The organism is Paenibacillus sp. AGC31 (assembly GCF_057334655.1).
The window spans coordinates 66,638-86,295 of record NZ_JBHFJH010000029.1; the positions used below are offsets into that span (position 1 = coordinate 66,638).

Annotated in this window: 18 protein-coding genes; 13 read left to right on the forward strand and 5 right to left on the reverse strand. The window is 40.6% G+C overall.

Annotation, left to right across the window (positions count from 1 at the left end):
* Window positions 1–49: 49 nt before the first annotated feature.
* From ACE04G_RS16740 to ACE04G_RS16755, 4 genes are all read right to left on the reverse strand, one after another.
* Window positions 50–601, reverse strand: a complete 552-nt coding sequence (locus ACE04G_RS16740; RefSeq protein ID WP_449005060.1) for a membrane lipoprotein lipid attachment site-containing protein — start codon at window positions 599–601, stop codon at window positions 50–52.
* Window positions 602–689: 88 nt separating this feature from the next.
* Window positions 690–1,265: an N-acetylmuramoyl-L-alanine amidase family protein gene (locus tag ACE04G_RS16745; RefSeq protein WP_449005059.1), complete on the reverse strand. Its 576-nt coding sequence runs from the start codon at window positions 1,263–1,265 to the stop codon at window positions 690–692.
* Between the two features lie 168 nt (window positions 1,266–1,433).
* On the reverse strand, window positions 1,434–2,006 hold the full coding sequence (locus ACE04G_RS16750) for an N-acetylmuramoyl-L-alanine amidase (RefSeq protein ID WP_449005058.1): 573 nt from the start codon (window positions 2,004–2,006) through the stop codon (window positions 1,434–1,436).
* Between the two features lie 169 nt (window positions 2,007–2,175).
* A complete protein-coding gene (locus tag ACE04G_RS16755) occupies window positions 2,176–2,748 on the reverse strand; it encodes an N-acetylmuramoyl-L-alanine amidase (RefSeq protein WP_486094554.1) in 573 nt (190 codons plus the stop codon).
* A gap of 285 nt (window positions 2,749–3,033) precedes the next feature.
* Between ACE04G_RS16755 and ACE04G_RS16760 the strand changes: the two genes are divergently transcribed.
* The 5 genes from ACE04G_RS16760 (at window position 3,034) to ACE04G_RS16780 (ending at window position 10,182) form a co-directional block, all read left to right on the forward strand.
* Window positions 3,034–3,402: a hypothetical protein gene (locus ACE04G_RS16760; RefSeq protein WP_449005057.1), complete on the forward strand. Its 369-nt coding sequence runs from the start codon at window positions 3,034–3,036 to the stop codon at window positions 3,400–3,402.
* 481 nt (window positions 3,403–3,883) lie between these two features.
* A complete protein-coding gene (locus tag ACE04G_RS16765) occupies window positions 3,884–5,587 on the forward strand; it encodes an LPD1 domain-containing protein (RefSeq protein ID WP_449005056.1) in 1,704 nt (567 codons plus the stop codon).
* A gap of 51 nt (window positions 5,588–5,638) precedes the next feature.
* The gene (locus ACE04G_RS16770; RefSeq protein ID WP_105410481.1) at window positions 5,639–5,806 is read left to right on the forward strand and encodes an aspartyl-phosphate phosphatase Spo0E family protein; all 168 of its coding nucleotides are present in this window, start codon (window positions 5,639–5,641) and stop codon (window positions 5,804–5,806) included.
* 513 nt (window positions 5,807–6,319) lie between these two features.
* Window positions 6,320–7,198 (forward strand): hypothetical protein, encoded by an 879-nt coding sequence (locus ACE04G_RS16775; RefSeq protein WP_443146672.1) that lies wholly within the window; start codon window positions 6,320–6,322, stop codon window positions 7,196–7,198.
* Window positions 7,199–7,665: 467 nt separating this feature from the next.
* Window positions 7,666–10,182: a hypothetical protein gene (locus ACE04G_RS16780; protein ID WP_449005055.1), complete on the forward strand. Its 2,517-nt coding sequence runs from the start codon at window positions 7,666–7,668 to the stop codon at window positions 10,180–10,182.
* A gap of 529 nt (window positions 10,183–10,711) precedes the next feature.
* On the opposite strand, the gene ACE04G_RS16785 is transcribed toward ACE04G_RS16780, so the two are convergent.
* Window positions 10,712–11,695: a helix-turn-helix domain-containing protein gene (locus tag ACE04G_RS16785; RefSeq protein WP_443146669.1), complete on the reverse strand. Its 984-nt coding sequence runs from the start codon at window positions 11,693–11,695 to the stop codon at window positions 10,712–10,714.
* Window positions 11,696–12,565: 870 nt separating this feature from the next.
* Here ACE04G_RS16785 and ACE04G_RS16790 point away from each other — a divergent pair.
* The 8 genes from ACE04G_RS16790 to ACE04G_RS16825 all read left to right on the forward strand — a co-directional run bounded on the left by ACE04G_RS16790 (window position 12,566) and on the right by ACE04G_RS16825 (window position 19,657).
* Complete coding sequence (locus ACE04G_RS16790) at window positions 12,566–13,822, forward strand: toprim domain-containing protein (protein ID WP_449005054.1); 1,257 nt, start codon at window positions 12,566–12,568, stop codon at window positions 13,820–13,822.
* 29 nt (window positions 13,823–13,851) lie between these two features.
* On the forward strand, window positions 13,852–14,328 hold the full coding sequence (gene ssb / locus ACE04G_RS16795) for a single-stranded DNA-binding protein (RefSeq protein WP_449005053.1): 477 nt from the start codon (window positions 13,852–13,854) through the stop codon (window positions 14,326–14,328).
* 141 nt (window positions 14,329–14,469) lie between these two features.
* The gene (locus ACE04G_RS16800; protein WP_449005052.1) at window positions 14,470–14,928 is read left to right on the forward strand and encodes a hypothetical protein; all 459 of its coding nucleotides are present in this window, start codon (window positions 14,470–14,472) and stop codon (window positions 14,926–14,928) included.
* Window position 14,929: 1 nt separating this feature from the next.
* Window positions 14,930–15,364, forward strand: coding sequence for a hypothetical protein (locus ACE04G_RS16805; RefSeq protein WP_449005051.1), 435 nt, complete (start codon window positions 14,930–14,932; stop codon window positions 15,362–15,364).
* A gap of 26 nt (window positions 15,365–15,390) precedes the next feature.
* Window positions 15,391–15,606 (forward strand): hypothetical protein, encoded by a 216-nt coding sequence (locus ACE04G_RS16810; RefSeq protein WP_449005050.1) that lies wholly within the window; start codon window positions 15,391–15,393, stop codon window positions 15,604–15,606.
* A 158-nt stretch (window positions 15,607–15,764) separates the two neighbouring features.
* Window positions 15,765–17,087: a PIN-like domain-containing protein gene (locus ACE04G_RS16815; protein ID WP_449005049.1), complete on the forward strand. Its 1,323-nt coding sequence runs from the start codon at window positions 15,765–15,767 to the stop codon at window positions 17,085–17,087.
* A gap of 283 nt (window positions 17,088–17,370) precedes the next feature.
* Window positions 17,371–18,543 carry a DNA polymerase III subunit beta gene (dnaN, locus tag ACE04G_RS16820; RefSeq protein ID WP_443146663.1) on the forward strand — a complete coding sequence of 391 codons (1,173 nt, stop codon included), beginning with the start codon at window positions 17,371–17,373 and terminating at the stop codon, window positions 18,541–18,543.
* Between the two features lie 67 nt (window positions 18,544–18,610).
* Window positions 18,611–19,657 (forward strand): DUF6094 domain-containing protein, encoded by a 1,047-nt coding sequence (locus tag ACE04G_RS16825; protein WP_449005048.1) that lies wholly within the window; start codon window positions 18,611–18,613, stop codon window positions 19,655–19,657.
* The last annotated feature ends 1 nt before the right edge of the window (window position 19,658 follow it).

The window sequence follows — 19,658 nt, forward strand, 5'->3', positions numbered from 1 at the left end:
CATAAACGAGAGTTTCCGTTTATGATCTTCTTCTTAGTTACGACGAAATTTAATTTGTTGTAAAACCATTAAAGAGCCAGCCATCATTATCCGCACGAACAAAGTCGAAATTCAACTCAATGTTACCTTCAGAACCTTTAGTGGTGATGACTTTAGCTAACGCTAGCATAAAGTGATCTTTATCTTTTTGGTTGTATCCTCTAAATTCAAGTTCTTCCAAACTTATTTCGTTAAGAAAAGCAACTTCTGAGGTAGATCCTGCGTTCTTTAAAAGAATGGAATTGTTTTGTTGTGATACTTCAACGTCTGTGGAAGATACGGATTCAATATACGCGTAGTCCTTAGTTTCCATAGCAGAAATTATTTTAAAAGTCAGATTGAGTGTCTCCCTTAAACTATTGACGAGATCTGCCTCATCCGTCGCGCCTTTGCTATTTTCTAATTGTTCTTTAAGTGAAGTGTTCTCGTTCTGAAGCTCCTCAATTTTCGAAGCATCTGTATTTCCTGGTTCCTGGGCATTCGAGGAGTTTGCTGAATCTTCTCCATTACTGCAAGCTGATAATACCACGACTAAAAATAACATAAAAAGAATTTTTTTCATTATATACCTCCTTTTTCTAAAAATATAATAACACACTTAAACAAAAAAGGGATTAAGAACTTGTAAGTTCTTAGTCCCTTTTTTGTTTTTAATTAATTGGAGGGAGAGTCATCGCAAAGCTGTTAATGCCGTTAGCAATTGCTCGGGCGCATGTTTGTTTATTGGCTACCAACGTATTTCGGTCCGATGCGGTATCAATAAACAGCATTTCAGGCAGAATGGCCCACGCGCGGGTGTTCTTAGGATCAATGACGTGAATGTTCGTCCCGCCACGTTGGCTCGGCGCTTTCTTCACCCCACGATTGGTCTTGCCCAGTGCGGCAACCAGTGCATTGTTAACAGCGTTTGCCAATGAAGTGGTATAGCTACTTGCATTATCGTGGATCCATGTTTCGATACCGGTGCCCCCACCGGCATTAATATGGAGACTCACATAAATGTCGGCCCCGAAATTGTTGGATGCTACGGAGCGATCCGGGTTTTCTGGATAGGTATCAGTGGAGCGACTCATCTGGACCGTAGCGCCCAATTTCTCCAGTTCAGTCTTCAAGAATTTACCGATATCCAAGACGATTGCTGCCTCTGTGTACCCGCCACCTACAGCCCCGGGGTCTTTACCCCCATGTCCGGGGTCAACGAAAACCTTGTAACCATTAAGTGCCATAAAAGAATGCATCCTCTCTGTTAATCATTTATTTGAAGTGGTTTATTTCCTCTTCACTATGTAGGAAAAGTAAAGGGGTGTTATACAACCCTAATTTGAAATATTAGACAAACTACTACAAAAAAGATCAAGAACTGTTACGTTCTTGATCTTTTCTCGGCATATGAATTAAATCGGAGGGAGAGTCATGGCAAAGCTGTTAATGCCGTTAGCGATCGCTCGGGCACACGTTTGTTTATTGGCGACCAACGTATTGCGGTCTGATGCGGTATCGATAAACAGCATTTCAGGCAGAATGGCCCACGCTTTAGTATTTTTAGGATCAATGACGTGAATATTCGTCCCGCCACGTTGGCTTGGCGCTTTCTTCACCCCACGATTGGTCTTGCCCAATGCAGCAACCAATGCGTTGTTAACAGCATTAGCCAATGAAGTGGTATAGCTGCTTGCATTGTCGTGGATCCATGTTTCAATACCGGTACCCCCACCCGCATTAATGTGGAGACTCACATAAATGTCGGCCCCAAAATTATTGGACGCTATAGAGCGATCCGGGTTTTCAGGGTAGGTATCAGTAGAGCGACTCATTTGGACCGTAGCGCCCAGTTTCTCCAGTTCGGTCTTCAAAAATTTACCGATATCGAGTACGATTGCTGCCTCCGTGTACCCGCCGCCTACAGCCCCGGGGTCTTTACCGCCATGCCCGGGGTCAACGAAAACCTTGTAACCATTAAGTGCCATAAATAATACATCCTTTCTGTGAATCTTTTATTTGAAGTGGATTATTTCCTCTTCACTATGTAGGAAAAGTAGGGGACTTTTATACAACCTTGAGTCGAAAATTACTTAAACAAAAAACCAAAAAAAGATTAAGAACGGTTAAGTTCTTAATCTTTTTTTGGTTTACGAATTAAATCGGAGGGAGAGTCATGGCAAAGCTGTTGATCCCGTTAGCAATTGCTCGGGCACATGCTTGTTTATTGGCAACCAACGTATTGCGGTCTGATGCGGTATCGATAAATAGCATTTCAGGAAGAATGGCCCACGCTTTAGTATTTTTAGGATCAATGACGTGAATATTCGTCCCGCCACGTTGGCTTGGCGCTTTCTTCACCCCACGATTGGTCTTGCCCAATGCAGCAACCAATGCGTTGTTAACAGCATTAGCCAATGAAGTGGTATAGCTGCTTGCATTGTCGTGGATCCATGTTTCAATACCGGTACCCCCACCCGCATTAATGTGGAGACTCACATAAATGTCGGCCCCAAAATTATTGGACGCTATAGAGCGATCCGGGTTTTCAGGGTAGGTATCAGTAGAGCGACTCATTTGGACCGTAGCGCCCAGTTTCTCCAATTCGGTCTTCAGGAATTTACCGATATCGAGTACGATTGCTGCCTCCGTGTACCCGCCGCCTACAGCCCCGGGGTCTTTACCGCCATGCCCGGGGTCAACGAAAACCTTGTAACCATTAAGTGCCATAAATAATACATCCTCTCTGTGAATCTTTTATTTGAAGTGGTTATTTCCTCTTCACTATGTAGGAAAAGTAAAGGAGCGTTATACAACCCTGAATTAAAAATTTAGGTTAAAAGTTTGTTGTTATCAATTAAGTTCCAAATAGCTCAGCTAAAAAAGAACATTTTCACTATAATTTTTGAATTCATGCATTGTGATAGATATCATATGCAAATAAGTAATTATATGGTAATGTAAACATGTAGTAAGAATCAATTTTTACATACTAATTTAAGGAGGAGATCTTTAATGATGAAAAAAAGTTGGTTTTCTATTCTGATGGTATTGGTTTTAATGGGGGCATTTTCAAGTCAGGTGTTTGCTGCGAATGACCAAACAGGGACTGTTGTTACAGATGGTACGAAAGAGAGTCGTCCAATTATGGGACAACATCAATACGGGGAACTGGAAGCTGTTCACTATAGCGGGAACTATAGGGTGACTGTAACACTACAAGAAAATAAATCAGGCAGTTGGGTAAGTATGCATACAATAGTTGCAACTCCTTCAAACCCTAAAGTTAAAACACACTATTATCTAGAGGGTGGTAAAGAGTATAGACTAGTAGTTGAGACTATGAGTAGTGGTTGGGGTCACCTTTATAATTATATACCTTAATTAACTTTAGTTCTGGCAGTCGACAATTTCTCGACTGCCTTTTTAAGTTCTTTTACGAAACTACGTTTTATGCCTACATCCTAATTAACGTTAGCTATAATTGAATCATTATTCAATGACTGCCAAATAATCACCTAAAGTTTCTTTCTATAAATTTACAACTGACTTATCCTAATGTATACTAAATCTATTAAAAGCTTCATTAATTTTCTTTGTCACATTAAATGAGACAAAGAGGGAGTATGCTAAGTTATTAGCCTATAAATTAAGGACTTGTATTAGGAGACTTAACACGGAACACACGTGTATTTAAGTCTCCTTTTTTGCGTCCAAAAACAGGAGGATTGTCTTTGCAACATGCAATCACAATCAAAAGAAATTAGGTTTCCTTTGTAACCTAGGTAGGAACCACATGCAATCCCAGCCGGCTGGCGGAGAAAAAACCTCCCGCCTACCGCGGGAGAGTATGGAGGTAATAAATATGAATCAAATTTCACTTTTCGACTATTTCCCAAATCAAAATGCAATCTTATCTGCAAATGCTCTAGTACCTGCGGAAACAAAGGGCTGGGCTCATAGGAATTCGAAGAATTCCTATGTTTATGATGTCGGGGAAGAATTACTTGGTGCAAAAAAACACTTGAGTCAACAATCCAGAGTAGATTGGTCCAAAATTGAAGAGAACCCTTCGGTGGCATACCAAATGGTCTGCAAGAATGAATTACTAAAGGATTTTGATCTGAGAAGTCTCCAGGCTGAAGGATTTACTTCGGAAGCTGCCTTCGCGATTAAATTGATATGGGCACGAGTGTGCCAGAATCCGGAGGATACACCACAAAAGCGGGCAGACTATATTCAGGGCATAGGAGCACTACAGTCCATCTTGTCCGGAGCCAAGGATGAGGATCGCATGAATAAAGCTTTCCAGATGCTTAAAGAAGCTTTGTATCAGGCTCGACTTTCAACCTATTCCCATAGAATTGATGAGCAACCTGAATTGGTTCGTTCACAATTTTGGCTCGCATTGGGAGATCGATTTCAATCACTGTTCTATAGTACTCGGCGCGGCCATCCTGGCTTGTATAACTTGATTCAGAAAGCATTTTATTCTGAACAGGGTAAGGACTGGAATTGGCTGAACACAAGTAGAGTGAAAAAGACAACCATTAAAGAGAATAAAGAAAAGTGGGAACGGCTCGTTCCTGAAGAGGTAGTCCGAAAATCCAATGAAGCATCTGGAGTTAATAAACCGGATGATCTAATCGATATCTTTGGTGTTAGAGGGGTTCAGTTTGGTAATTGGGTTCAGGATGTCGCTGGGAGGTATCATGTTTTAAGTTGTGGCCACGCCCTAAACGATCTGGTGGGCCTGTTAGACATTCCAAACAAGGCAGCATCTTTCTATGGCTTGTTAGGATTAGCCTTCGGTGCAAGAGGATCTGGGTCAGCCTCAGCTCATTACGAGCCTGGCAGCAATATCATGAACATTACTAAACTCAGAGGTGGGGGATCCCTTTGCCATGAGTGGGCACATGCATTGGACTTCAACTTATATTCGTTCTCTCATCAATTCTCCAATGGCAAACCTCTCTCACTGACTGGACATAAGCCGGGTAACTATTTACCCCGTAATGTGGGTATCGCCTTTACTGAACTAATGAAAATTATAAAAGAGGGAGATGGTGTGAAACGCGTGATCGTTCCGGATCCGCTACCATCTGAGGAGTACCAATATCGGGCTCGTGTTATTGAACTACTCGAAATGAATAATAATGACATCGATGCTGCAATGCTGGTTCTTAAAAACGGTAATTTTAATGTTAAACCGCGAATGTGGAATGATATCGGGTTACTCTACTGTAACATGCTACAGCGTAAAGGATTAGAAGTTCCGGCTTCATTCCGTGTTCCCACGGATGAAAGTAACTTCCTACTTGATGCCAGATCTCGCGGACCATACTGGAAAAGAGACCATGAACTATTTGCAAGAGCATTCGAGTCATGGATTGAAGATGAGCTTCATACAGCGCAGCTGGACAATTCATATTTAGTCACCGGCACCAAATTCGGTGGGCCCTATCCATTACATGAAGAACGTGAAGACATTAACGATGCTTTCCGCAATTGGTGGCAGACATTAAACGATTCAGGCATTTTTCATGATGACCAAATTTGGAATAGATAAATGCTGAGACTGGGAAAACCACTATCACATATTCTATCTGGAGGTTATACAATGGATAAACCAACCGATATCTGCGAGGAAATAGAGATTAAGCGATTAGAAATGCATGAAGCTGGAACACTTCATGGGTTAATGTCGCCAGAGGTGCTAAGAGTATCTCAGGAGTTAGATTTGCTTCTTAATGACTTTAATAAAAGATTAAACAGAGAATGCGGCTAATCAGCCGCGTTCTTTTTTTATGATGAAAACTATTCTTCAGTTCTAATTCTTTTTAAAGCTTATTTCTAAGGATTAAAGATTGTTATTATTTATTCTCAATATTTGAGAGGGGGTCCATCAATATCTGAGATAGGATATCTCGAATTCTGAGATACCTTCTCTCAAATTTTAAAGGGGGTACTATCAAATATTGAGAAGCTAAACCGATTATATAATTTTGAGAAGCTGCTTCTCAAATTCTGAGAAGCAAGAATACCGCTATACTCTCGCTTCTCAAATTCTGAGATACGCCGCTTCTCAATTTTTGAGATGCAGACTTTCAACCTTCGAGAAACAGCTTCTCAAAAATATATAGGTAGCCTCTCAATTTTCGAGAAGCGTAATATGAAATGGAAACTCACCTTATTATGAATAAATATAGGTGGTCACATTCGTACAGTTTCCAAACATCGAGAACCTCCTTTCAAGGCTTGCACCTATTGTCTTATACTAAGAGTAATAGGAGATGATAATGTGATGACAACACCCTTTATTTTTGATATGACCAGCAAAGATTCATTAATGGAATCCATGTGCAGATATTTTGGACTCTCTGAGGAGCAGATTGAGGATTTTATCATTATGAACGATGATGTTTCGCTGGATTCTTTTTGTGAAGCAAATGAAATTATGGAAGATTCACTGATAAGACCTGATCTATACTTAGCTTCCTATCATAGTACGACCAATATGGATGGCTGCGCCTCCATACAGATGCTTGGGCTACTAAATTTAAGAGAAACGATAAGGCAAGACACGCCACTTGCAAAATACTTAATTGAACACGACGTTATTTTTGACCTGGATAACAAAACCGTAAGAAGAGAAGGCAACGTGTATGACCTAAGAAAAAACTATAGTGGGATAGGAGATACATCAAACGAAGTCAGAGACTTTGTCGCGTTTAAACTTTACGAAGATCATCAAATCAATGGATTCCTATGTACAGAGGATGTGCTTGACTATGGCGGGGATGTGCATCTGCGGCCTGAGTTTATAATGAATGTGGCTAAGTTATTTAAAGATCAAAGGCTTGAATCGGATTGGGTGAGGGATCCAAATCGGCAAGCATATGTGCTGAAATTTATCGCCCCGATATCGGACTACAGTCCAATTACATTTGCAATACATCGAGAATTTCTGGCAGAGACATCTTCTGAAGAGATCGAAGAAATGAAACTTCATGGCTTACTGACGACAGCCCTCCGCGCACTATCGAGTTGCATAGCATGGGGGATGGGGCCAGAGGATACTATTTCTTTTTTAAATGAAGATGCTTCTGTGCCGCCACAAAATATCATCCAGATCTATACGGCCGATTCGTATGCCGCGTTTAACAAAACGGCTTGGTGAAAAAAGGGTGCTTTCGATAATCAAAACATGAGCAAAAAAAAAACTGTCATTTCGACAGGTTGAATAATCATCAAATGTGCAGCACCAAAAACATGGAGCGCGCCATTTCTGTTAAAGAAGTCCAGGAGGATGTCCTGCCGGCTCCAAACCTATTCTGGGCGGTTGTTCCCTGAGAGGTCACTGCACAATTATATATACGCCTATTAAGGGCTAATTCCTTCTAATACGGTACCACTTACCACAAATACTTTATAGTAGTCTTTCTAAGCTCCACATTAGACTCAGAGGTTAACTGGGTACTACGGTACTTTAGCATGTTGCTCAAAAGTGGTAAAAGCCTATTTATTGAACTAACGTTCCCAGTTAGTTGAACCAAACCTCACTTTATTTTCATCGGACAAAAGCATATTCAGATAAGATTGGGGGAATCATTTCAACTATAAATAAGAAAAGTTGGGTGAACATACATGCTGATTACGGAGCTTGAAGCGACTTTGAAAGCGGGGATGAGTGGCGAAGAATTTACCTTGCCGGATGTTTCTCATCTCAACAATGAACTCAAAGCGTTAATACAGACCTTCATTTCAGATAAGTTGATGCTGAACGACGCTTCTATACAAATGCAGAATGAAAGCAGCATTATAATTCGGGGACAGAGTAAAGTAAATATTCTAGGGCTAACCAAACCTTTGGTGGCACTAGAATTTTTTCTCGTCGCAGATAAGCCGGAATGTACGATTGGGGTTAAGCTGCCTGATGGGTGGGAGCCAGCAAGCGTGGCTACCTGGTTACGAAATACGCTTTCCATCTTTCAATCTTCATATAAAATGCATAACTCGGGTCTTGTTTTCGCCTCGGTCGATAACTTACCCTTTCCACCAAATCTTTTTACGGTTCATCCAGACTTCGCAACCAAAGGGATTTCCTTTTTTTCCACATTGGATATTGAAGGTCAACCCATTACCCTATTGCAAAGTATCTTCGGCACACTTAATCCTCTTGATTTAAGTACGCCTTTTACATCTGAAGTATTTTCAGGACCTATTGAGGTTAAAGTACCGAGTGACCCTCCCGCCATGGGATCTCTTAAACTTTTGAATCCTCGAATCATCATCAAGACGGATTCACTTCAGCTTCGGACGACACTCAAACTAGACATTCAAAACGACTCTTTATTCTTGGATGGTGGGGGAGCAGTTTTACCGAACGGAACTTTTGAATTCACATGTGCTTTAACTGGGGTTAAAAAACAAGGTCAAGAGATGGCAGAAACAACTGGATGGACTGATCCCTTTGGATTCTCCGGCATTACTATACAAAAGTTTGGCGTAGGTATAGCTTTAGGCACAACGGGAACTGAAATTAGCTTATCTGGTGAGATTGCCATAGGAGAAGAAGGTTCTGCTGATCAGATCATCATGGAGGCAGGGGTCAAGTTTATTAATGGCCAAGTCCCATCGGCACTACTTGCTTCCCTTCGGGCGTCGTCATCCTCTCAAGATGGAATTCCGCTTTCCCGTCTTGTTGAATATTTCACAAAGATCCCATTGAGGGACTTTGTTCTGCTTAAAGAAGTTAAGATTAAAGATTTAACGATGTATGTTGTCGCTGACCCTGATGGTTTTGAACCCCCATCAGACCCTGGTAAGATCTATCGTGGATTAGCCATGAATGCTGAGGTGTCATTATTCGGATTAGCATGCAGAGCGTTGATTGAATTTCAGCAAAATAGCGGGGTTAAAGCAGAAGGCGAGCTGGGTATCACTGATTTAGGCGGGGTACTGAAAATTACCGACGAAACGGGTACGAAAGGTCCTTTCTTCATCATCGACTCAACTCAAACTAGTGAGTGGACTGAGGAGTTCGGATATATCCATCTCTCTGCAAAGATGTCACTTTTTGGCATAACGCAAAGTGTGGCCATTAAAGCGGCGCAGAATACCTTCGAGTGTTTGCTAGCGTACAGTGTAAGGGGACTTTCTAAATTTCAGCTCCGTTGTCGGTTGTCGGGGATGGATAACTTTGAAGGCCAGGCCGCGTTAATATATGAATTCCCGGACCAAAGTATTGAACTGAAGGTACAAGATATAACCATTGCTACATTTACATTAGGTACAAAAGTTACTGGGAAGATGTTTATATCACTCAATAAGGAGACATTTCTTCTACAGGTCTCTGCAACACTGCAACTACCTGGCCTTCCAGAACTAAACGTGAATCAAACTTTTAACGAAGCTATTCCCAACTTAGAAGAAATTCCAGATGCGATCTTAAAGTCCATTATGAGTCAGGTCGAAGACAACTACAACGCAACCCTAACAGATCCACTTGCTCTGGCGAAGCTGCTCGATTTAGACGGTTTGAAACCAGCAAAAATAGCCGCGAAGCTAAAAGAGCTTAAATTTCCTGCTTCTAAAATTGCGAAAGGGTTGCATTCACTTGGATTAAAACCTCAAGGAAAGTTGGTGAGCTTATTAAAAGCAGTCTTTCCAGACGATGTAGGCGAAGTGGCCGAGGCATTAACCGAAGTATGGGATGATATTACAGCCAAAAACATGGCTAAACTTCTTCACTATGCTGAATACTCTATCTCGGAGATCGGCAAAGGCATTCAGGATACCCTCAAGACAAGCATTCCTGACTTAGGAAAAGCATTTTTAGCGCTATCTGACGAGATGGGTGTAATCGAGGCTGGGATCAGAAGTGTCTTTAACACCGTTACAAACGAAGAAATGGCCGAGTGTTTTAATGAGATCGGTTTTAAACCGGTGGATATCGCTTCCCATGCAAAAATCGACTGGAAGTGGGATACGAATAAGGTGGCCGACGTCTTTGAAAATTTAAAACTAGAGCGTGATGAAATTATTCAAGTAATGACCGAAGCTGGTTTTCCTCTACCTGAAATCGAGAAAATCAAGGTGAATTGGCCGCCGAAACTGGGCGGAACGGCCGGAGAGATTTTCGGGCGATTTCCGCACTTATGAGGTTGACCTGATAGATTTTTCACGCTAAAAAGGCAAAACAATTTTCTCGAGTACGCAGAATCCCGGCTTCTACTCCGTGAAGAAGCCGGGATTCTGCGTAGCCTTTAGCCGAAACACTGGATAAACTTCTTTATCATGTCTTTTTGTTTACCTACCTTAAAGGTGAACATATTCTAATCGTTTTGGACCGTGTACGATTTAAACGATAATTTTTAGATTTGTTTTTTGTATACGGCTTTTTGTAATGCGTTGCTACTTAACTGTCAGTTAGTTCAATAAAAAGAACGCTCCCGCGCCTTCGCTTGGGCTACGTCCTCCTCATTATATTCCATTTCCAATCACCTATTAAAGAACGTACGCGGGTAGCATGTAGTGCTTAAACAGGGGACTTATCTTAACTTAAGCACTAAGAAAATACTTTATTTTTATTGGACAAATGAACATAAAAATAAAAAATAACCGAGTTTCTCAACTCCATTGAGGACTGCGGTTATTTTGAAATCATTATTTAATGAAATTTACAATTAAGTTATTGATACAAATAATCATACTTAAAATCCTCAATACTTGGATCAGACTGTAGCAACGCCTCACGTATCAAAATATCCATTCGGGTACTTAACCATTCTGAAGCGAATTGAGTAGGTGAATAGACAGTCACAATGCGATCACGTTTAATACAGAATGAATCTTTTAGCCAGGTATCAAAAGACGGCTTCGTCATTTTAATTTGTAAAATGTTGAGAGCCTCAATCCATAAGTTTCTGTCCTGGTCCGATCGTTCAATTTCGAGTGACTTAACTTTGGTTTGAGTTTCCTTCTCCAATTTTTGACCTGTTTTTTGTTTTCTAACTACCGTACCTTTCTGGATTACGTTGTCATATACTTCCGTAAAATCAACTGATGGGTCCAGATGAATGACATCATCCATGTCCTCCACGATCCGCTGCATGTACTTATCGTGATCTAACCTTAATTCTGTGGGCAGCTGCTCATACAATTCAACTGGTAGAAAAGGGACCTTCTTACGCACCTTATAAAGTGGGCTTTCCTCCAGATTGTTTTTGTCAGCATTTTGGACATTGAAGACGACAACAAATCCATACTTCTCTAAAATTCCAAGTATTCTTTTCACTGTATTGCGGCTTTTATTCATTTTTTGTGATATGAGCTTGAGGTCGGGCCAACAGTAGTCTTTATCACCGTAGCAGAAACGCTTAAGATGGCCATACAAAGCAACCCCTTCAGCGCTAAAAAAGTGCCCCCAGTAATCCCATATGTAGTTACTTATAATCGTCATGTGACCATCGACATGCGGTATGGGTTGCCCATGCTTATCTAAGCTGAACCGTCTTATTTCTTCTTCAGGTATATAGATTTTTTCGATTTCTTTTTTGGTATAAGCCTGTTCTTCTTCGTTTACGACCCGGATCTTCGATTCCTCCGCACCCGTGGGTCTATAACGATAGTACAGTAACTTATGAGGGGAACCCTTCAGGTTTTTTTCATACATAAAAACTCTCCTTTAATTGACACCCAATTAGGCAACATTGAAGAAGAGTAGGGACTTCACTTTTAAAAAACTCTGTGATAAGATGGTTTCACAAATGTTTGTAAGTAGAGTCCCTAATCTTCTAGCAATTCATGTCGTACGCTTGGCGGCCGAAGACACGATTTGCTCTCGCGATAGGGGCTTTTTTCTTTTACGGTAGTTATTTAATATAGTAATTAATTAGTAATGAGAGATAAAAAAAACACACAATTTTGAATTTGTGTGCGACTAAACAGAGGTCCGTTTCTTCGATACGAAGAGACTTCACCCATTGCTTTGCACGCACTTCGACTATAGCATATTAATATATTAGGGTAAAGATAATTTTGGCAGTTTCTATCAAACTATGTCGTTGTCATAATTTATGACGTGTGATAAACTTAAATCAACTTAATAACGCACGCAAAGGGGCAATGATACGGCATATAAGCTGTTTATCATTGCCCCTTTCATTTCTTAACTTTACCCACCAAATGACAAATGGTATAATCACTTTAATACGAAAACGAATTGATTTTCTTCGCATCTAAAGATGGTGAAGAGTGAGATATGCTATTAAGCATCGATTTAAGATAAAGTAACAGTTGCTATAAAGGACGCCCACTATACGTGCGTCCTTTTTTTGCTATCTGTTTACGCCAGGAAGGCACATTCACTTAATGAATGTGCCTTTTTTTGCATAAGACGTTTGCAGCTGCAGATCTGGAAGAAGATTGACTGCTGGTGTACAGATGACTTTTCTTGGCGGGAAAATCGAATTCACAACACTAAATCTGTACTGAATATCCAGTAGTTCAATTAAACGTCAACAATAAGGGAGGAAATATGCTCATGAAGCTACGTAGATTAAGAAATCAGCCAGGATGGTATGAGATCATGTCCCGTTGTCCGATTTGTGGTCACAAAGGATGGTGTGCAATTGATAGTGATCAGTCCGTTGTCAATTGCATGAGAATTGCATCAGACGATTACTTCGATTCCACCATGGGCAGGCAGTATAAACATTATCTTGATCCGGATAAGAGGCCTACGACTAAAGTGGAAATCATGCAGGTAGACTCTGTTGACAAAAAATCTAATCGTCACCTGAATCGTGTCTATCGAGTAATGACCCAAGAACTTCCGTTATCCGTTTTCCACGAAAATCATTTACGTGATGTTCGAAAAATGGAGGAACCGGTTATTAGAACCAGGGAATACCGGACAATGCCTGTTGGTGATCGATACAAGGTTGCCAAAAAAATCATTCATCGGTTAAGTGATGAATCTGATTTGTTGGGCGTACCAGGTTTCTTTGTAAATGAGGGACAATATGGTCCGTACTGGACGATGGCCGGATATTCTGGCCTGATGGTGCCATTTCGGTCCATCTACAATGAAATCACAGGTTGGCAGATCCGTGTAGACAATCCTCCACTGGAGATAGACATGAAGGGGGCAATCAAAGGAGTCATTAAGAAGGAAATAGAAAAAAATGAGCTGGGTAAACGTCGTGCACAATGCGAAATAGAAGTTCAAGGGAAAACAATGATTGTTCAACTGACAGAGAAAGACAAGAAAGTGTGTACTTCTAAAAGCGGTCAGTTCGTTTTCAGCATTGAACTTAAACAAACCCAAAGATACTGGTGGTGGAGCAGTGGATCCAAAACAAACGGTTCTTCAATCGGTGGGCCCATTCCTTATCACTTCGCTTTACCGGCACCTTGCATGCCCTATTGGCAGCTTGGCGAGAGTCCGGAAGAATTAATCGATTGTTCCGAGGTATGGGTTACCGAAGGTGCCTTAAAGGCAGATAAAGCCGCAGATGGTTTATTAAAGCCATTTTTCGGTCTGCCTGGTGTTGGATCATATCCCCTTATTTTAGAGCCGCTTAAACAATTAGGCTGTAAGCATGTTGTACTTGCTTTTGATGCAGATGCGGTGTCCACTCCAGAGGTGCAACAGGCCTTGGAATTATGCGCTGCTTTCTTCGCAGAAAATACAGATATGAAGCTTAGCTTGGCTCTGTGGGATATGTCACAAGGTAAAGGAATCGACGATTTATTGGACCTAGGCTTCACCCCCCAGGTTTCACTCATGGTAGAGTAAGTAAAATAAATTTAGGGAGAGTGTTACATATGTTGAACAGAGTGGTATTGATTGGTCGGTTAACTCGTGACCCTGATTTACGTTATACTCCGAGCGGAACTGCCGTAACTCAGTTTACTTTGGCAGTGGATAGACCTTTTACAAGTCAAGGGGGCGAAAAGGAAGCAGATTTTATCCCGATCGTCACTTGGCGTCAATTAGCAGAAACGTGTGCCAATTATTTGCGTAAAGGCCGCTTAGCAGCAGTTGAAGGTCGAATTCAGGTTCGTAATTATGAGAATAACGAGGGAAAACGCGTCTATGTCACAGAAGTTATTGCTGACAATGTTCGTTTTTTAGAATCGGCCAACCGGGATAACCGAGGTGGTAATAGTCAAAACAGACCTGAAGAACCGTCCGGTGGAGGGAGAAGCCAGTCTAACTATAATTCTCGTTCCAGTAATCAGGATCCATTCTCTGAAGATGGAAAGCCGATTGACATCTCAGATGATGACTTGCCTTTCTGAGGTAGGAGCACATAAAAATGTTGTTGCCAATTTCATGTGGGATTTCATGGTTTGATTTCTAAATCATCAATCCTTTTAAGCCCCTGCCGCGGGGAAGTTTCTGAATCCCGCGGCGAAAGGGGTTCACATGGAGGAATATATATGGAACTGACAGTGGGAGTTACTATTTATATCTTGCATCTTGTAGACGGGGGAATTGTAAGAAGAACATGTGCTAGATATGAACTCTCTGAGTTACTACCTTTAGTTGAACAAGAGTGCTTTAATTTCCTAATGGATAATGGTTTCACTGCAAGCGACACAGTTTTATCATTGGACGACGGATATGCCGAAATTATTCGCGTTAATATGTATCCTTCCAATGATGAAGAAAAAATTTGGACCTATCATTTTGACGGTACCGAAAGGTTAGATGAGTCATTGAAACAGGTCAAATATCCGGTCGAAGCAGCTAATCCAACAATCCTTACGGAAGAAAAGATGCGTACGCTTATCAATGTATCTCTAGGTAGAAGTGTACCACTGATGGGGGATATCATTGTCGATATGATGAGAGGAATGTTCTCTCCTCAATCTAATGACAGTGATTCTGAGAACTGATATGACAGATAAAACAGGGAATTTGATGCAAAAATTAGGTTTAATTGAAAAGAACTATGAACTTGGGGCAGTGAGTACACTTGAGTGTGACTGTTGCAATGGCATCTCATATCAGCAAGGTAAAATCACGGTATGCTCTTTTTACCCAATTGGAGATCCGTACACTAATTTATGTGTACATGAGGTAGAAGGAAAGCTGCAGTTAACCATTCGATCATATCATTTGGGACTAAGTATTTCTTTTCCTGCTATGGACAAGGAAGAGCTGCTGGATTGCTGGTTTTTGGATTGCATATGGTTGCCAGACATTGCAAAGAACTTGTTTAACACAGCAATTTTACGTCTCATTCCAAGTTTCATCACACGAAATGAATTAGATCTGCACCGTAATTCCATGAGAGTGAGGCAGCCGAGCATACCGGCATGCCTTCTTTAGAAATTATCTAAGGAGAGTGTTTCATTATGTTAATAGATAAAAACTTTAAGTTTTTTGCACAAGGGGCTTATACCCATGAAGATGAGGATGTATTGGATGCTGCATTTCGTGAGTTATTAAAAGCACTGGGTGGTAACGTTACAACACGTACCGAAAATACGATTGTCCTTCGTTACCCGCAGGTTGCAGCTGAAGAAATCGCACTTCCTATCGTTAAGAAATATGGATTGAATAAAGCATAGCAAATTAACTGAAAAACAGTACCCCTTTTTTTGAAGGGTACTGTTTTTTTGTATGCCTATCAGGTGGTCATTGTGGAAAGTTTGATATTGGAAGTGATTCTATTTCTTGTTACAATCATGGGGATTGTATACATACTGATGATGCTGGGGGAATTCACTTGATAGATAATTTTGAGAACTTTAAGACTACATGGGACAATGAAGCTATGGTGGTACTGGATACCAATGTATTGCTACGATTATATCATCTTAATCCAGAGGCAACAAAAGAGTCCCTTGAAATTTTAAGATCAATGAGGAAGCGAATTTGGTTACCACATCAAGTAGTAAGAGAGTTTCATGAGAATCATCAAAAGGAACATAAGAAAAATTTTAATAAATATACGACGTTCATAAACTCAATCAGACAATCTATTAGTAAGAATAAAAATTCATTAGAAGGAGAGTTCCTTAAACATCAGGAGTACAAGTATCCCTTACTTGAAGAACTGAGAGGGCAGATTAATCAGAGTATGTCTGACATACATGCATCTCTAAAGAATTACGAGAATTCCATAGAGTATGACATAGAAGCGAATAAACAGATGCTCCATGTAGACGATGTAAAGAATTTTGTTACTGGAATTATGAAGGATGGAGCAACCGGTGATTCTTACACTCTCTCAGAAATGATTTCTCTATTTCAGGAAGGAGAGGTCAGATATAAGCATCTAATTCCTCCTGGATATAAAGATATAAAGAAAGACGAGGAAGATGGAACCAAACAAAGAAAATTTGGAGATTTGATCTTATGGAAACAGACTCTTGATCAGGCATCAAAAGAGGGTAAGGATTTGATATTTGTAACAAACGATACTAAAGAAGACTGGTGGGAAATCGATGAAAAAAACAAGCCCATTCAAGCAAGATATGAACTTTCTAAGGAATTTAAAGAGATAGTCGGTAAGAGTTTAATTATGGTAAGAGGAGTTAACTTTATCAGTTATGTTTCAGACCTAAATCATATTAAGACAAGGTTGGCATTATTAGATTTGGCTTCTATAGATCTGTGCCATGAAATTTTCACCAAAGAAAATTGGCAGCATGCGCTGATTAAAAGTGAAGGATTTCAAGGCTACTTTCATTTTAATAGTGAATTACAATCATATTTAAAAACAGGATATTTAGCTTTCGGGGATGTAATTGAAGTCCTCTCAGAAATCCCTGAATTTGCAGTTGAAGGAGTGGGAGAACGAGAGAAATTTTATATATACGGTACATTTTCAACAACAGTCTCGGTATCTCTTTTAGTGATAGAGTCTGAACTAGACAAAACTATAATTGGAGAGTGTGACATTACTGGGACTTTTTCACTCGAATTTGATTTAGAAGGTACAGATCTTCTTGATACAACTTATGTCAAGAATTCGGTTACCTTTGCTTTTGGAGGTTTCGAAATTACTGAATTCATTGAAATCCTGGATGAGCTTGATCATCAATAAAGTTAAGTGGTAAGTTTTCATACCAAAAGGTATAACAGATCTTTGTATATCGATCCGCTTATACCTTTTGGTTGAAAGTTACACAACAATGCTGTATTATCAGCTTATTACGATTGAATTATTTATTTTCACTGCTGTTCAATACAGCTAGTGAGGGAGCCGTTCAAAGAGAACACATAAAAATTGGCATCGTTTAGCCATGGAGAATTAAAGGAACATACCACAGGTATGTCTTTTTTTATTTCCATGGCTTTTTTGCGTGCCCACATCAGGAGGAATTTCAATGGTTAAGCTATTAGACCTGCAAGAACAAGAGATTTCGGAGAACGTAGTTGTCAATGATCTGCAATTTGAAATTGAGCATGAACAGATTCTTGACGTACTTACTGTATGTGCAAAAATCGTCCCTAAGTCAGGGTCAATTCCTATTTTGCAAAATCTGAAATTTGACATTAAAGGCGAGACGTTATTTATTACGGCGATGGACACGGAGCAATCTTTACTTCAGATGATACCCATTACCAACACAGGTGGTTCTACCGGTAGTTTTCTGTTTCCGGCTAGAGAAGGTATTGATTTGCTGAAACGATTGCCACATGGGAATTTAACCTTTGTGAAAGAAGGATGGACCATTCATATATCGTATGGGAAGAGGGGAAAAGCGAATCTGAAGATCTTATCTTCCGAGGAGTATCCGAATTTACCTCAGCCTGTCACAGATGAATTTCTACAAATCCCGTCTCAAGTTCTTAGAAAGGCAGCTAACGCTGCAAGGTTTGCTTTAGGTGATGATAAGACACCGGCATTAACAGGAGTTCATTTATATAATCATGAGGGGAAGCTAGGTTTCGTGGCCACTGATCGGCATCGGGTCTTTCGATATGTCACCGATGTAGACATTTTAGACCCAGATCAATTCGTATCAGCCCTTATACCAGCAATTGCTTTTAAGCAAATTGTAGATTCCTTTCATGGTGAACAGGTCGATCTCAGTATCACTAAGCATTATTTGATCCTGAGAGAAAAGAATTCGATATATTTTGGGAGACAACTCGATCTCACCTTCCCACTAGATTCACTAAACGTGATCTTCAGGGGTGAGAATAAAGGCATGCAGCTATCCATTAATCAGAGTGAATTAAATGATACTCTGAATCGAGCACTGTCTTTGGATGCAACGAACAACCGGGTGACGTTAGAAGTCGATGAGTATGGTGTATTTGTGGTTCATACGGAATCTGAAAACAGTGAGGTCTGTGATCCCTTTGAAGACGTCGCTGTAGGAGAAGATTTTCCTGTAATGAAATTCAACGGAAGATACCTGAAAGATGCAATCACGATTTGTGACAAGGGCATTCAAAATATTCATCTTCGGGTGAGTGGGAGTAGTCTACCTGGATTTGTTTCCTTTGAAGGAGATCCTTCTATCATGGTCGTCATCAATCCGGTTAGATAAGAGTGAATTAAAACAATGAGGAGCTGGCTGAGCTTGTGCCGGCTTCTTTATTTTTGAGGAGGATAATATGAGCAATCACAATCTAAAGGGTATGTTCGATCGAATCCAGAGAAATAAGGTCCGAATGGGGAATTACGAAACAACCGAAAAGGACATGCATTGTCTACGCAGTCTGCTTCAGTATCCCAATGAAGCTTTTTCAGTAGCCGATTTTTGTGCAGGCAGCGGGAAAGCTCTAGAGACTCTCAGCGACGATTCTCAGGCTGTTACCTTTGGGATTGAACCCAACGAGAACAAATATATGGAGTTACGTCAGAGAGCGAATTTCGCTTTATTTGGGGGATATGAGGAGTGCCGTATCAGTAGGGATACCTTTAGGTTGATGTATCTTAATCCACCTTACGATTCTGATAGTGAGACTGCAAGTTCGAAATTGGAGAGGAAAGAGAAACGATTTCTCCGGCAGCTCCTTCAGTATGTTTCGGCAGACGGGATTTTGATTTATAACATTCCCCGCGGCCGTATGACGAAAGATGTGGTCACGATGCTTGTGGCCAATCTGGATGATATTCGAATTTATCAGTCACATGATGATACATATCACCAGGTATATACGATTGGTCGAAAACGTGCGGAGAAGATGATAAATCGTAATGAAGTCCAATGTATCTTGGATCTTCTACATGAGGACAATGAACTGGAACGAATTCCTTTTTTAGAGCAACCGCTTTACAAAGTGAAAGCAGGTAATTTTACTTTAAAGCTATTTCGCTCGAGTCACATGGATGTGGAGCAGATCGTGAAGGTTTCTTTGGCATCGTCATTAACGAAGAAAACAATGGACTGGACGACTCCCAAGAAACCATCAGAGAAGCTGCAGCCACTCTTACCAGATAAAGAGATGCATCGGGTCATGAGGATGGCTTCAGGTAAACTGAACGGGAAAGTCGGTTCAGGTGAGCTCCTGCATGTACTAAAGGGGATTGTGAAGAAGGCTATAATCCAATCCGTTGAAGAAACTGCCACTGAGCAAATCATTACGGACAAAGAGGTATATAAAATTACGTTTAAAACGGTAGATCGCTACGGCACCATTCGTACAATCGAAGGTTAAT